This window comes from Hyphomicrobiales bacterium (genome assembly GCA_016710435.1).
Lineage (GTDB): Bacteria > Pseudomonadota > Alphaproteobacteria > Rhizobiales > Aestuariivirgaceae > Aestuariivirga.
This window is the reverse complement of the sequence record JADJVV010000001.1, coordinates 2,169,861-2,183,860: the sequence shown is the minus strand read 5'-3', so window position 1 is coordinate 2,183,860 and position 14,000 is coordinate 2,169,861. Positions and strand designations below refer to the sequence as shown.

Below are 14,000 nucleotides of genomic sequence, written 5' to 3'. Positions count from 1 at the left end.
TAGTTGTGTTATTCCATCGATTCCAACTCGTCGATCATCCCGGAAATCACGGACAGGCCCTTTTGCCAGAAGGCGGGATTGGTGGCGTCAAGGCCGAAGGGCTTGAGCAATTCGGAATGGTGCTTGGTTCCGCCCGCGCGGAGGAGCGCAAAATACTTGTCCTGGAAGCCTACGCTGCTTTCCTGGTAGCGGGCATAGAGCGAGTTCACCAGGCAATCGCCGAAGGCATAGGCGTAGACATAGAAGGGCGAGTGGATGAAGTGCGGGATATAGGTCCAGAACACTTCATAGCCCGGGCCGAATTGAATGGCGTCGCCCAGGCTTTCGGCCTGCACGCTCATCCAGATGTCGTTCAGCTGGTCGGGCGTCATCTCGCCTTCCTTGCGGGCGGCATGGACCTTGCGCTCGAAGGTATAGAAGGCGATCTGGCGCACGACCGTGTTGATCATGTCCTCCACCTTCGAAGCGAGAAGGGCCTTGCGCTTTTTGGGATCGGTGGTGGCCTTGAGCAGGCGCTGGAAGGTGAGCATCTCGCCGAACACGGAGGCCGTCTCCGCCAGCGTCAGCGGGGTCGAAGCCATCAGCGCGCCTTGCGGTGCAGCCAGCACCTGATGCACGCCGTGGCCCAGTTCGTGAGCCAGCGTCATCACATCGCGGGGTTTGCCGAGATAGTTGAGCAGCACATAGGGGTGCGCCGACGGCACGGTGGGATGGGCAAAGGCACCCGGCGATTTTCCCGGCCGTGCGGGGGCATCGATCCAGCGCTTGTCGAAGAAGTCTCCCGCGATCTTCGCCATGGCCGGATCAAATTCTCCGTAGGCTGACAAAACCATGTCCTTGGCTTCGCTCCAGGGAATTTCGCGGGTATCCTCCTGCGGCAGGGGCGCGTTGCGGTCCCAGTGCATGAGCTTGTCCTTTCCCAGCCACTTCGCCTTCATGCGGTAATAGCGGTGCGACAGGCGCGGATATGCGGCGCGCACGGCTTCGACCAAGGCCGCTACCACTTCAGGTTCGACACGGTTGGAAAGATGCCGCGCGTCGGCGATGTCCTTGAAGCCACGCCAGCGGTCGGAGATGTCCTTGTCCTTGGCAAGCGTGTTGGTGATCAGTGTGAACAGGCGCACGTTCGCTTTGAAGGTCTTGGCGAGTGCCTCCGCGCCGGTCTTGCGGCGCGCTTCATCGGGCGACTGCATCAGGTTCAGCGTCGGCTCCAGCGTCAGCATCTCGCCGTCGATGTCGAAACGCAGGTCGGCCATGGTTTCATCGAAGAGGCGGTTGAAGGCGCCTGCGGCCGTCTGGGATTTTTCGAGGAAGAGCTGCTCCAGCTTGTCATCCAGCTGGTACGGCTTCTCCATGCGCAGGTTGTCGAGCCAGGGCTTGTAGTGGGCGAGCGCAGCGTCCGCCATGCCGGCCGCCAGCGCAGCATCGTCGATCTTGTTGAGTTCAAGCTCGAAGAACAGGAGCTGGCTCGAGAGTTCGGTCAGGGTGTTGGAGGCATCGCCGTAAAACTTGGCCCGGGCCGCGTCCGTCGTGTCTCCCACATAATAGAGTTGGGCGTAGGAGCCCATGCGCCCCACAAGGTCGGAGATCTGCTCGTATTCCCGGATGGCGCGGGCGAGGTCGGCTGGCGCGAGGCCCGCCAGTTTTCCGGCCCAGCTTGCGGCAAAGGCGGTGCAGCGCTCCTTTGCCGTGGCCACATCGGCGGCAAAGGCGGGCGAATCGGGTGCGGGATAGAGATCTGCGAGGTTCCATTCCGGCAGGTTGGCAAGTGCGGGGGCGGCAGAGGTCATCGCGGGGTCCTTGGAGCAATAAGAGTGCAGTTTCCGCTGCATATGGCGGAGGAAATGCGCCAAGACAACGGCGGCAATCCATGTGGGAAAACGTCAGCTTTGTCCCCAATTGGGCAAGGCTGTTAAGACGGAATTTACCCTTCCCTGCCACAAATCGGGGCACGTCCCCAAGCGGACAAGAGAAACCGCATCCGATAAACTTTGTCAGTGAGATGTAATCTGGAATGGCCGCCCGCGTCCTGATTGTCGAAGACGAACCCGCACAACGCCGCATTCTCGAAGAAATGGTGAAGCGCTTCGGATTCGATGTGACCACCGCCGACAGCGGGCTGCGCGCCCTTGAGGCGCTGCGTGGCCCCCAGGGTGGCACTTATGAGCTTGTCATTCTCGACCTCGTGATGCCCGAGATGGACGGCATCGAATTCCTCGAAAAATTGCAGGGCGTGCGCGGTGACCTTCCCGTCATCGTGCAGACGTCGCAGGGCTCCATCGAAACCGTGATCAAGGCCATGCGCGCCGGTGCGGATGATTTCGTGGTAAAACCCGTGTCGCCGGAACGCCTCAAGGTTTCCATCCAGAATCTTCTCAAGGTCAATGCCCTCACCGAAGAGGTGAAGCGGCTGAACAAGAAGGTCACGGGCGCCCTGTCCTTTGCCGACCTCATCGCCTCGTCGCCCGCCATGGCCAATGTCATGCGGCTCGGCAAGCGGGGCGCTGCCTCCACCATTCCGATCCTCATCGAGGGTGAATCCGGTGTGGGCAAGGAAATGATCGCCCGCGCCATCCAGGGCGAGAGCGACCGCGCGGGCCGCGCCTTTGTCGCGGTCAATTGCGGAGCCATTCCGGAGAACCTCGTCGAATCCACGCTGTTCGGCCACGAAAAGGGTTCCTTCACCGGCGCCACCGCCAAGCACATGGGCAAATTCCAGGAAGCCGATGGCGGCACGCTGTTTCTCGACGAGGTGGCAGACCTCCCCCTCGACATGCAGGTGAAGCTCCTGCGCGCCATCCAGGAAGGCGAAGTTGATCCGGTGGGGTCGCGCCGTCCTGTGAAAGTCAACGTGCGCATTGTTTCCGCCACCAACCGCAACATGATCGAGATGGTGAAGGCCGGGCAGTTCCGCGAGGATTTGTATTACCGTCTGAACGTGTTCCCCATCATGGTGCCACCACTCCGCGACCGGAAGGACGACATTCCAGCGCTGGTCAATCACTTCATCACCAAACTTGCAGCCGAGGAAGGCCGCAAGGTGCGCGGCATCAAGCCGGAAGCGCTTGTCATGCTGATGGCCTATGCCTGGCCTGGCAACGTGCGCCAGCTTGAGAACACCGTGTTCCGCGCCATCGTGTTGTGCGAGGGCGATCATCTCGGAATCGAGGATTTCCCCCAGATTGCATCGCTGGTGGATGGCTATGAAATCATGGTTCCCGCAGCACCGGTGATGCCCGTGCCGGTTCCCCCCGCGCAGCAGCCGGTGCGCCGGGGCGGCACCGAAGTGAGCGATGGAACTGCGCTCGGCATTCCGGTTGTGACCGACGGCGGACATATCCGCAAACTGGAAGATGTCGAAGCCGACATGATCAAGCTGGCATTGCACCGCTACCGTGGGCAGATGTCTGAAGTTGCCCGCAAACTGGGCATTGGGCGCTCCACCCTTTATCGAAAGATGCGCGATCTCGGTCTGGAAGAAGCCGCAGGCTAACCCCACATCTACTCCCACGCAAATTTGTAGTCCGGCATTGCGGTGCGGTCATTGCAAAGCCGCAAGTCGGAGTCTATGAAACTTCGCCCCGGGGAGTCGCCATGGATACGCGTATCATCAAAGCCGCAGCTGTTCTCGCAGCCCTTGCGATTGTCACGCCGCCTGCGCAGGCCGGGGGTTTCTTCGATGCGCTCTTCGGCACCAAGGCCGAGCGCAAGGCCCGCGCTGAACGGCGCAGGTTTGAAGCTGAACAGCGCCGCCAGTGGTGGCTTGACGACGAAGGCGTCCTGGTGAAGCGCAAACCTTCCAAGGAAGCGCGCATCAAGAAAAAAGCGATCATTCCTGATTACAGCGATCCGGAACCCATTCCCGGTTTCGGCATGGGCAATGTTGCCTATGTCTTGCCGCGGCTGCAGCCGGTGGCGGACAAGGGACTGATCCCGATGCCGGCCGAAGGTGTTGCGGGCGAAGCGATCCGCATCGTTCTGGCCGACAGCAAGACCCCCATCCGCGCCGACCAGAAGGTCCGCGACGGCGTGATCGCCCTTTACCGGGACAGCAAGTTTCGTCCGCTGTGGCTGAGCAACGGTGCTGTTTCCGACCGCGCCAAGTCTGTTCTCGCCTTGCTCAAGTCGTCCTCCGAAGATGGCCTGGAACCCGCCCGCTACATCCCGGCGGGCTTTACGGGCTTTGACGACATCGATGGCCAGATTGCCGGCAGCAACATCGCGGCCGCCCAGTTCGACGTGGCGTTGACCACGGCAGTTGCCACCTACGCCACGCATCTGAGCGGCGGCGTGTTTGATCCAGGCAAGCTCTCCCTCTATCACGACATCAAACCGGTGGGCGTGGAGCCCGGCACGGCGCTCAAGGTGCTGGCCTATTCTCCCTTCCCGGTGGAATACCTCAAGACGCTCGCGCCGCAGCATCCGGCATATGCCCAGCTCAAGGCGGAACTCGCCAAGGTGAGTGTCGCCGGAGAGAGCAAGCCCCTGCCCTTCCCCACGGGCAAGCGGGTGAAGGTGGGCCAGTCCGACGATCGCATTCCTGAACTGCGCACCCGCATGGTGGATCTTGGCCACCTCACGGCAGAAGAGGCCGCCGTCGACATTGAGAAAGACAACGTTCTGGACAAGGCGCTGAGCAAGAGCCTGAAGCTTTACCAGGCCAGCGCCGGCATCGCCCAGACCGGGTCGCTTGATACGGCGACGGTGAAGTCGTTCAACGCCGACAATACCGGCAATGAACGGGAAAAGATCATCTCCAGCCTTGAGCGTCTGCGCTGGCTGCCGAAGAACCTTGGCAGCCGCTATGTGTTCGTGAACCAGGCGGCGCAGATGGTCCGGGTGATGGACAATGGCCAGGAAATCTGGACCAGCCGCGTTGTGGTGGGGCGGCCCACCACGCAGACATCCGTCTTCAACGACGAGATGGAAACGGTGGTGTTCAACCCCACCTGGGGCATGCCGCAGTCCATCCTCATCAATGAATATCTCGGCAAGCTCCGCCGCGATCCGGGCTATTTCGACCGGATCGGCTATCAGGTGGTGAATGCCAAAGGGAAGAAGGTTTCGTCGCGCTCCGTCAGCTGGGGCAGCGTGGGGGCCAACTCCGGAATCGGCGTCGTTCAGCCGGCTGGTGACAGCAATGCCCTGGGTGAACTGAAATTCCTCTTCCCCAACAGCCATTCCATCTACATGCACGACACGCCCAACCGGGAACTTTTCGCGGAGAACCGCCGGGCTTTCAGCCACGGCTGCGTACGTGTCCAGAATCCCCGCGAATTTGCCAAGGTTTTGCTGGGTCTGACGGATGAGGAGATCGAATCCCGTCTGGCCACGGGAGAGACCCAGAACGTCAAGGTGAAGCCAGGCACCTTTGTCTATCTCTCCTACTTCACCGCTTGGCCCGATTCTGACGGAAAAATCCGTTATTATCCAGATATTTACGAGCGGGACAGGACACTGGAAGGGGCGCGGGGCATCGTCGCCCGTGCTTTTGGTGCCGGCAACGACGTGAAAATCGTCGAAGCTGCGTCAAAAACGACCGGCCTGGCCGCCGATTAACGTCTTGGATTCGCCTCCATTAATCCCCAATTAATCATAATCGGGCAATGTTTCTCCCTAAGCGAGGCCGCCTCACAGCAGCCTTAATCTTGTTCGATGTCGGAAACGGGACTAGAGTTAGCCTGTTGCTTAACTCCAGTCCTGGCCGGAAAGTGTGTGGGAGCCGGGCCGGTGCCTGGGGTGAGTTGCGTGGAAAATAATCAGGTAACGGACGTCGGACATCGCATTTCCTTGAGCAAAAAGTTTGCCAAAGCATTGGCCTCGCTGGCCATCGCCGGAACGCTGGCTGTTGGAGCCTGGTCGTTCGTTGACGCATCGCCCTCCGTGGCTGGCGGCGAGACGCGTACGATCTCGCTCTATCACGTGCACACCAAGGAAAGCCTCACCATCACCTACATGAAGGACGGCCGCTACATTCCGTCTGCCATGAAGAACATCAATCACCTGATGCGCGACTGGCGCCGCAACGAACCGATCAACATTGATCCGCGCACCCTCGACCTGCTGTGGGAACTGCACGCCGATCTCGGTTCGACCAAGCCCATTCACATCGTTTGCGGCTACCGCAGCCCGCGCACCAATGCCTTCCTGAAGAAGATCGGCCGCAAGGTTGCGACCAAGAGCCAGCACATGCGCGGCAAGGCCATCGACTTCTTCTTCCCCGACGTGTCCACGGCCAAGATCCGCAACAGCGCTCTTGCCCGCAAGGTGGGTGGCGTTGGCTTCTATCGCTCCGCCGGTGGCCCGACGGGCTTCCTGCACATCGATTCCGGCAACGTCCGCCACTGGGGTCCCGGCATGGCGCCTTCGCAGATGGCGAGCCTTGTCCGCGATGGTCAGAAGTATGTCGGCAAGCGCCTGAAGAACCGCACTGTTGCGCCTGACTCGATCGAAGTGGCCTCGGAAGAGGATGACAGCGAAGGTTCAGGCGGCCTGTGGGGCCTCGTGACCGGCAAGAAGGGCAAGAAGAAGTCGGCTGAGCCTGCCTCGCCGCTGGGCTCCTATGCCGATGGCCAGCTTGCCCAGTGGAGCGAAGACGCTGCCGCTGTCGGCAATGACACGGTGAGCGCTGCCGCGCCGCTGGACGAAGCCATCGTTGACCAGCCCTCCGCAAAGGACAAGCGTCCGAAACTCGTTGATCCCGATACCGCTGGCCTTGCCTCCATGGCCCAGACGGCTGCCGTTGAATCCCTCGCTGATGGCTCTGCCTCCGCTGATGAAGATGGCGCTTCCGCCCCGCTGGTGAGCGCTGCTGCCGACGCCGTGGTAAAGCCGCGCCTCAAGCCGCGCGAAGTCATGCAGATGGCCGCCGCCGGAAACCTTGATGGCGTCACCATCCAGCCCGCCAGTGCGCCGCCTGAATCGCAGGTGTTCCGCAAGAAGCCGACGCCTGTCGCTTCTGCTCCCGTCGCGACGCTCACGGAAGATCCGAATGCCGACATGATGGCGGAAGACGACTCGATCGACGTCATCTCCAACATGGAGACGAAGACGAGCTTCGCCGCCGAACTGCGCGACCAGACGACAGAGGCCGCACCGGCCATCGAACCCGCCATTGCCTCCATTGACGGTGGCAGCGTGAGCTGGTGGAACAGCCTGTTTGCCAGTGCAAAGCAAATCCAGCAGGACGACCAGGTTGCCGCCAAGGTCGATGCGAATCTTGAAGATGTGATGCCGCGTGCGGCGATCCTCGGCCAGGATGGTGACGGCATCGTGGGCTACAAGGCTCCCAAGGCCGCCACGGGCAAGGGCGACATGCTGTTGGTCAACCGCGAAGGCAAGGGCAACCTTCCGCCCCTCAAGCTGCGCCTCTCGCAGGCCGGCGCGCCGGACGTGACCGACGCCTCGATTGAATAACGATCAGACAATCACATGAAAAAAGCCCCGGTTTCCCGGGGCTTTTTTGTTTGGGCCTGTCGCGGCTCGCTATTCTGCGGCCTCGCGCGTCTCGGGCATGCCAAGGGCGGCGAGATAGACATCGAGCAACGCTTCTTCTTCCTGGCGTTCGTCGGCGTCCTTCTTGCGCAGGGAAATCACCTTGCGCAAAATCTTGATGTCGAAGCCGTTGGACTTGGCCTCGGCGTAGACTTCCTTGATGTCGCCGGCGATCGACTTCTTTTCTTCCTCCAGACGCTCGATGCGTTCCACGAGGGCGCGCAGTTGCCCCTGCGCGAAGGTGGTCTTGGTTTTCTCGGCCATGAAGGTGCGTGTCCTGACTGTTCAGTGTTTCGGCTTGTTGATTTCGAAGGCTGCCTTCTGGGCGGCCGTGGCTTCCGTCTGGTATTTCGCCTTGAAGTCCTCGTAGGGCATTCCGTAGACGTGCTGGCGGGCTTCGTCGCGCGTCAGGGCCACGCCTTGCGCCTTGGCTGCATCTTCGAGCCAGTTCGACAAGCAGTTGCGGCAGAAGCCCGCAAGGTTCATCATGTCGATGTTCTGCACATCGGTGCGGGCGCGGAGATGCTCGAGAAGGCGGCGGAAGGCAGCGGCTTCCAGTTCGGTCTGGCGGGATTTGTCCATGGCCCTCTACATAGGAAGGCGCTGGCATCCGCACAAACCCCATGGGGGGCGTCATCCACAGGCTGTGCACAGGCTTTTCGGGGGCTGCGAAAGGTGACGTTTGCGGTGGAGAAGTCTCGGATTTTTCCGAGTTTTTAAGTTGACGGGCGTACCTCCAAAATGAAATGTAGGGCTGATTCGGATGAGATTTCCCGGGAGACGAGGCATGGTGCGACATATGGCGGGTATCCTGGGGGCGATGATGCTCCTCGGGCTTGCTGCCGTGCCGGCCAAGGCTGACTTGAAGCTGTGCAACAACACCTCAAGCCGCGTCGGCGTGGCCATCGGCTACAAGGACCGCGAAGGCTGGGCGACGGAAGGCTGGTGGACGTTCGATCCCGGCAAGTGCCTGCCCCTGCTGAAGGGCGACCTCATCGCCAAGTATTACTACGTCTACGCCGTCGACTACGACAAGGGCGGTTCGTGGGGTGGCAAGGCGATGATGTGCATCCGGGACAAGATCTTCACGATCCGCGGGTTTGACAACTGCAAGGAACGCGAATTCACCCAGGTCGGATTCTTCGAGGTTGATACCGGCGAGGAAACGGACTGGACCATCTCGCTGTCCGGCGACAAATCCACGCAAGGCCAGTAACCGCCCGTAACGGCCAAGAAGGAACAATCCCGCCCGTGCGCCGCAATCGCAAAGTCAAAATCCTGGCGACGCTGGGACCGGCCTCCTCGAGTCCGGAGATGATCGAGAAACTGTTCGTGGCGGGCGTTGATGTGTTCCGCATCAACATGAGCCACACGAACCACGAGTTGCTCAAGTCGCTCTACACCCACATCCGCGCCGTGGAAGCAAAGCTTGGCCGCCCCATCGGCGTGCTGGCCGACTTGCAGGGCCCCAAAATCCGCATCGACACTTTTGCCGACAAGGAAGTGCGGATTGCCGCCGGCGACACGTTCATCTTTGACACGGACCCGACGCCGGGCGATGCACGGCGGGTGTATCTTCCGCATCCGGAAATCTTTGCGGCCGCCAAGGTGGGCGACAGCCTGTTGCTGAACGACGGGCGCCTGCGCGTGGAAATCATCGAAGCGGGATCGACGCAGCTGACCACGCGGGTGATCTTTGGCGGCGTGCTGTCCAACCGCAAGGGCGTGAACCTGCCGGATACTGTCATTCCGATCCCTGCCCTCACCGCCAAGGACCGTGCCGACCTGGAAGCTGCTGCGTCCATCGGTGCCGACTGGATTGCGCTCTCCTTCGTGCAGCGCGCCGAAGACGTGGCGGAAGCCAAGAAGCTGGTGGCGGGCCGTGCGGCCGTCATGGCCAAGATCGAGAAGCCCTCGGCGCTCACCTGCCTTGACGACATCCTGCGCATTGCCGACGGCATCATGGTGGCGCGTGGCGACCTCGGCGTGGAACTGCCGATTGAATCCGTGCCTGCGCGGCAGAAGCAGATCACGCGCGCGGCGCGGCGCTATGGCCGCCCCGTTGTCGTTGCCACGCAGATGCTGGAATCGATGATCGAGGAACCGGTGCCGACGCGCGCCGAAGTCTCCGACGTTGCCACCGCCGTCTACGAAGGTGCCGATGCCGTCATGCTGTCTGCCGAAAGCGCCAGCGGCAAGTGGCCCGAGAAAGCCGTGCAGACCATGGACCGCGTGGCCCAGACGGTCGAGAACGACTCGCACTACGCAGGCATCATCCATGCCCAGCGCACCGATCCCGAACCCACGGTCGCGGACGCCATATCGGCGGCGGCCCGCACCATTGCCGAAACGCTGCAGGTGCCCGCCATCGTCTGCTATACAGGCTCCGGCTCCACGGGCCTGCGCATTGCCCGCGAGCGGCCCAACCTGCCCGTGCTGGCGCTCACGCCTGTGCCGGGCACGGCGCGGCGCCTGTCGCTGTGCTGGGGCATCCACACCGTTCTCACGGAAGATGCCGAGAGCATCGACGAAATGTTCGTGAAGGCGGGCGAGATCGCCACGCGCGAAGGCTTCACCAAGCCGGGCGACCGCATTCTGATCTCCGCCGGCGTTCCCATCGGAACACCCGGCACCACCAACATGCTGCGCGTCGCCACCATCGGCCGCGATGGCAAAGGGGTCTGAGTTCAGCGGTCCGGCGGTGTGCTGTCGCCTTCGCCCAAGGCGCGTTGCATGTAAACCGTATCCAGCCAACGCCCAAATTTCCAGCCAACCGAGGACATGCGTCCGGCGTGATGAAAACCGTGTTTGAGGTGGACAGCCACTGACGCCGCTTCGCCGCCGCCGACGACAGCAACCATTTGCCGAAAGCCCCGACGCTCGGCACGCTCCACCAAAGCGCCGAGAAGCATGGCGCCGATGCCTTCTCCGCGAAGTGAGGCCTTCACATAGAGCGAGTTTTCGCAGGCGTGTTCATAGGCGGGCCGGTCTCGGAACTGGGTGACATACGCGTAGCCCAACACCTCGCCAGCACGCTCGGCCACAAGGAATGGCCAATGGCGCGACAGGCACTCGTTCAGCTTGGCCAATGTTGCGGCGTGCGAGCGAGGCACAGTATCAAAGCTCGCCGTCCCGTTCAGGACATGCTCCGCATAAATGGCCGTGATTGCCGCAACATCTTCTGCCGATGCAGGGCGAATGGTGGGTGGTGTGACGGCCATGGGTTCAAATATCGGGGCGGAGTTTTTCCAGGAGCTTCACCTTGTCGGTGACGCCGGCCATGTAGGGATTCATGGTGAGGGCCTCGCGGTAGGCGGCGAGGGCTTCGTCGGGCTTGTCCATGGCTTCGTAGATCATGCCGCGGCCAGCCAGCGCGCCGAAATGGCGGGGCTCAAGTTCCAGGACCTTGTCGATATCGGCCAGCGCCTTGGCATAGCGCTTGGCGAGGTAATGCAATGTGGCGCGGCGGTTCCAGGCTTCGGCATATTCCGGCCGCGCGGTGATGAGGCGGTCGAGGATTTCTTCCGCCGTCTCGAATTCCTCGGCGTTCATCGCCTTGGTGGCTTGGCCGAGCAGCACTTCCGCCGTGACGGACTCGTTACGGCCCCAGTTGGCCCAGATGCGTTGCTCGATCGAGGCCGCGCGGGATTCCGAATCCTTGCCGTGCAACTGGCCGAACAACAGGTCCAGTTCCTCGGCGCGCAAGGTGGCCGGGGATTTCTTCGGCGCGGCCACGGCGACGGTGGCGGAGGCCTTCGCCGTCACGCTGGCATCCTGGGCGGATGCGGCGGAGGAGACAGCAGCCAGCAGCAGAATCGGGATGAAGCGGAGAGCGTGCATTGCTGGACTATGGCACACAAAAGACGCCACAAAAACGGCAACCGCGCCGGACGGGGTCCAGCGCGGCGTCAACTCACCGTGAATGAGGCGAATTAGCCCTGGCGCGCCTTGAAGCGCGGATTGGTCTTGTTGATGATGTAGACGCGGCCCTTGCGACGGATCAGCTTGTTGTCGCGATGGCGCTTCATCAGGCCCTTGAGCGAATTGCGGACTTTCATGGAAATCACCTATAGGAGCGGAAGTCCGCCCGTTGAAACTCGGGTTCTCCTTAATCAGGCCCCCCGGACCTGTCAACCACCCCGCACCGCCTTCAAGCCGATTGTCACCGTCATGCCAAACCTCCCCGCAACCCCCGAATTTATCGTGACTTTTGCCGTGTTCGCCATGTGCGCCAGTGGCGTCGGCGGGCTTGCCTGGCTGGAGAAACGCCCCCGCGACAGCCTGCAACCCCGCCTGCTGCCAACTACACCGCTGATGCTGGGCGTGGGATTCGTAGGCCTGCTGGCGCTGGTGCACCTGCTGAACCTGGCCGGGGTGCATACGGGGCGGTGAAACGCAGACAGGGTTCCGCTCTGGCGTCTTGTCTTACAGGAGCTCCGTCCCCACTGCTCCCGCAGCCCCCCCCCCCCCCCCCCCCCGGCCGCGGTTTACCCCTGCTTTTTTTTTCCCATCCCCCCCCCAACGTCTCGGCCCTTCTGCACTTTGCCCATGCCATTGCGGGGCAGTTCCTTGATGATGATGATCCGCTTCGGGCATTTGAAGGGGGCGAGGTGTTGGCGGAGGGTTGCGAGCATGTGCGCCTCGTCGAGCGCTGCATCTGGCTTTGCTACCACGGCGGCGGTGACGGCTTCGCCGAAATCAGGATGGGGCACGCCGAAAACCGCCGACTCGGCCACACCCGGCAGAGCGTCGATCAGCAGTTCCACTTCCTTGGGGTAGACGTTGAAGCCGCCCGTGATCACCAGGTCCTTGGCGCGGCCGGAGATGGTGACGTAGCCATCGCCCGACATGCGGCCCATGTCGCCGGTGATGAACCAGCCGTCGGCAGTGAATTCCTCGGCCGTCTTCTGGGGATTGCGCCAGTAGCCCCTGAACACGTTGGGGCCCTTCACCTCGATCATGCCATCGGTTTCGGCAGACAGGGCCGCGTGGCTTTGCGGATCGGCGATGCGCACCGCAACGTGCGGCAAGGGCATTCCGACCGTTCCCGCACGGCGCTCGCCGGCATAAGGGTTGGACGTGTTCATGCTGGTTTCGGTCATGCCGTAGCGTTCGAGAATGGCGTGGCCGGTACGGCTGGAAAAGGCGCGGTGGGTTTCGGCGAGCAGCGGCGCGGAGCCGGAAATGAAGAGCCGCATTTGCGCCGTGACCTCGCGGGTGAGCCCGGTGTGTTGCAGGAGGCGCGTGTAGAATGTCGGCACGCCCATGAGGCACGTGGCCTGTGGCAGGAGTTGCATCACGTCCGCCGCGTCGAACGTGCGGCGAAAGAGGATAAGGCCGCCGCAGAGCAGCAGGGTGTTGGTTGCAACGAAGAGGCCGTGGGTGTGGTAGACGGGGAGTGCATGTATGAGCACATCCTCCGGGGTGAAGACCCAGGCCTCCACCAATGCCAATGCGTTCGATGCGAGGTTGGCGTGGGTGAGCATCGCGCCCTTGGAACGGCCCGTGGTGCCGGAGGTATAGAGGATGGCGGCGAGATCGTCCCATGTCGCGGAATGATCGCTGATCTCCCCGGTCGCTGCGTCCACGAGCGTGCCGTTGCCCAGATCGTCCAGCGTGAGCACGCGGGCCTTCGCCTGGGCGGCCACTGGTGCGAGGGCGTTGGCCGCCCCGGGCGGCACGACAAGAACCGCCGGCTCGGCATCGCCAACGAAATAGGCGACTTCGCTTGGCGTGTAGGCCGTGTTGAGCGGGAGAAAGACGAAGCCGCCGCGCAGGCAGGCCCAGAACAGGGCGATGGCTTCGGGACTCTTCTCCACCTGCACGGCAATGCGATCGCCAGGTGTGGCACCGGCGCTCTTCAAGGCAAAGGCGAGGCGGCCCGCGAGTGACCAGAATTGCGCGAAGGTGAAGCGGCGGCCATCGTCGCACGCGAGGAAGGCGCGTTCCGCATCGCCGCCCCGCGTGGTGGCGAGTTCAGCGAAGTTGCGCGCCGCCAGTCCCGCGTTCCACGCCGTCATCAGAGTTGTTCGAGGATCGTCTCGGCGCCGGAGACATTCACGCCCGACTTTTCTTCCACGTTCAGGGTTTTCACCACGCCGTCATCGACAATCATCGAATAGCGGGAGGAGCGTACGCCCATGCCGGCGACCGCCAGATCCTTGTCGAGGCCGACGGCCTTGGCGAAGGCGGCGTTGCCATCGGCCAGCATCAGGATCTTGCTGTCCGCCCCAGAGGCCTTTGCCCAGGCATTCATCACGTGCACGTCGTTCACCGAGGTGCAGGCAATGGTGTCCACGCCCTTGGCCTTGATCGCATCGGCGGCCGCCACGAAGCCGGGCATATGGTTCATGGAGCAGGTGGGCGTGAAGGCGCCGGGCACGGCAAACAGCACGACCTTGCGGCCCTTGAAGATCACATCGGTTGAAAGTTTCTGCTGGCCGTCGGCCGTCATGGTGTTGAATTCAGCCTGCGGCAGGCGGTCACCGGTCTTGATGGTCATGGTA

At 62.3% G+C, this 14,000-nt stretch carries 14 protein-coding genes; 6 read left to right on the top strand and 8 right to left on the bottom strand.

Annotated elements, in window-relative coordinates; genetic code table 11:
* Positions 1–8 precede the first annotated feature (8 nt).
* Positions 9–1,832 (bottom strand): M3 family oligoendopeptidase, encoded by a 1,824-nt coding sequence (locus tag IPM06_10530; protein MBK8770853.1) that lies wholly within the window; start codon positions 1,830–1,832, stop codon positions 9–11.
* 182 nt (positions 1,833–2,014) lie between these two features.
* Here IPM06_10530 and IPM06_10525 point away from each other — a divergent pair, with 182 nt between their 5' ends.
* The 3 genes from IPM06_10525 to IPM06_10515 all read left to right on the top strand — a co-directional run bounded on the left by IPM06_10525 (position 2,015) and on the right by IPM06_10515 (position 7,416).
* Complete coding sequence (locus IPM06_10525; protein MBK8770852.1) at positions 2,015–3,493, top strand: sigma-54-dependent Fis family transcriptional regulator; 1,479 nt, start codon at positions 2,015–2,017, stop codon at positions 3,491–3,493.
* A gap of 101 nt (positions 3,494–3,594) precedes the next feature.
* The gene (locus IPM06_10520) at positions 3,595–5,559 is read left to right on the top strand and encodes a L,D-transpeptidase family protein (GenBank protein ID MBK8770851.1); all 1,965 of its coding nucleotides are present in this window, start codon (positions 3,595–3,597) and stop codon (positions 5,557–5,559) included.
* Between the two features lie 231 nt (positions 5,560–5,790).
* Positions 5,791–7,416 (top strand): DUF882 domain-containing protein, encoded by a 1,626-nt coding sequence (locus IPM06_10515; protein MBK8770850.1) that lies wholly within the window; start codon positions 5,791–5,793, stop codon positions 7,414–7,416.
* A gap of 69 nt (positions 7,417–7,485) precedes the next feature.
* Here IPM06_10515 and IPM06_10510 read toward each other — a convergent pair whose 3' ends face one another.
* Positions 7,486–7,758: a DUF2312 domain-containing protein gene (locus tag IPM06_10510; GenBank protein MBK8770849.1), complete on the bottom strand. Its 273-nt coding sequence runs from the start codon at positions 7,756–7,758 to the stop codon at positions 7,486–7,488.
* Between the two features lie 21 nt (positions 7,759–7,779).
* Positions 7,780–8,076, bottom strand: a complete 297-nt coding sequence (locus IPM06_10505; protein ID MBK8770848.1) for a DUF1244 domain-containing protein — start codon at positions 8,074–8,076, stop codon at positions 7,780–7,782.
* Between the two features lie 181 nt (positions 8,077–8,257).
* Here IPM06_10505 and IPM06_10500 point away from each other — a divergent pair, with 181 nt between their 5' ends.
* Both IPM06_10500 and pyk read left to right on the top strand, forming a co-directional pair.
* Positions 8,258–8,710 carry a DUF1036 domain-containing protein gene (locus tag IPM06_10500; protein ID MBK8770847.1) on the top strand — a complete coding sequence of 151 codons (453 nt, stop codon included), beginning with the start codon at positions 8,258–8,260 and terminating at the stop codon, positions 8,708–8,710.
* Positions 8,711–8,745: 35 nt separating this feature from the next.
* Positions 8,746–10,179, top strand: coding sequence for a pyruvate kinase (pyk, locus tag IPM06_10495; GenBank protein MBK8770846.1), 1,434 nt, complete (start codon positions 8,746–8,748; stop codon positions 10,177–10,179).
* A 2-nt stretch (positions 10,180–10,181) separates the two neighbouring features.
* On the opposite strand, the gene IPM06_10490 is transcribed toward pyk, so the two are convergent.
* From IPM06_10490 to rpmJ, 3 genes are all read right to left on the bottom strand, one after another.
* The gene (locus IPM06_10490; protein ID MBK8770845.1) at positions 10,182–10,715 is read right to left on the bottom strand and encodes an N-acetyltransferase; all 534 of its coding nucleotides are present in this window, start codon (positions 10,713–10,715) and stop codon (positions 10,182–10,184) included.
* A 4-nt stretch (positions 10,716–10,719) separates the two neighbouring features.
* Positions 10,720–11,334 (bottom strand): tetratricopeptide repeat protein, encoded by a 615-nt coding sequence (locus IPM06_10485; GenBank protein MBK8770844.1) that lies wholly within the window; start codon positions 11,332–11,334, stop codon positions 10,720–10,722.
* A gap of 92 nt (positions 11,335–11,426) precedes the next feature.
* Positions 11,427–11,552: a 50S ribosomal protein L36 gene (rpmJ, locus tag IPM06_10480; GenBank protein MBK8770843.1), complete on the bottom strand. Its 126-nt coding sequence runs from the start codon at positions 11,550–11,552 to the stop codon at positions 11,427–11,429.
* Positions 11,553–11,697: 145 nt separating this feature from the next.
* Here rpmJ and IPM06_10475 point away from each other — a divergent pair, with 145 nt between their 5' ends.
* Positions 11,698–11,886: a hypothetical protein gene (locus tag IPM06_10475; GenBank protein ID MBK8770842.1), complete on the top strand. Its 189-nt coding sequence runs from the start codon at positions 11,698–11,700 to the stop codon at positions 11,884–11,886.
* A 95-nt stretch (positions 11,887–11,981) separates the two neighbouring features.
* Here IPM06_10475 and IPM06_10470 read toward each other — a convergent pair whose 3' ends face one another.
* Both IPM06_10470 and IPM06_10465 read right to left on the bottom strand, forming a co-directional pair.
* On the bottom strand, positions 11,982–13,514 hold the full coding sequence (locus IPM06_10470) for an AMP-binding protein (GenBank protein MBK8770841.1): 1,533 nt from the start codon (positions 13,512–13,514) through the stop codon (positions 11,982–11,984).
* Entirely contained in the window at positions 13,514–13,996 is a 483-nt protein-coding gene (locus IPM06_10465; GenBank protein MBK8770840.1) for a peroxiredoxin, read from the bottom strand. Before IPM06_10465 ends, IPM06_10470 begins: the two co-directional genes overlap by 1 nt.
* Positions 13,997–14,000: the final 4 nt, after the last annotated feature.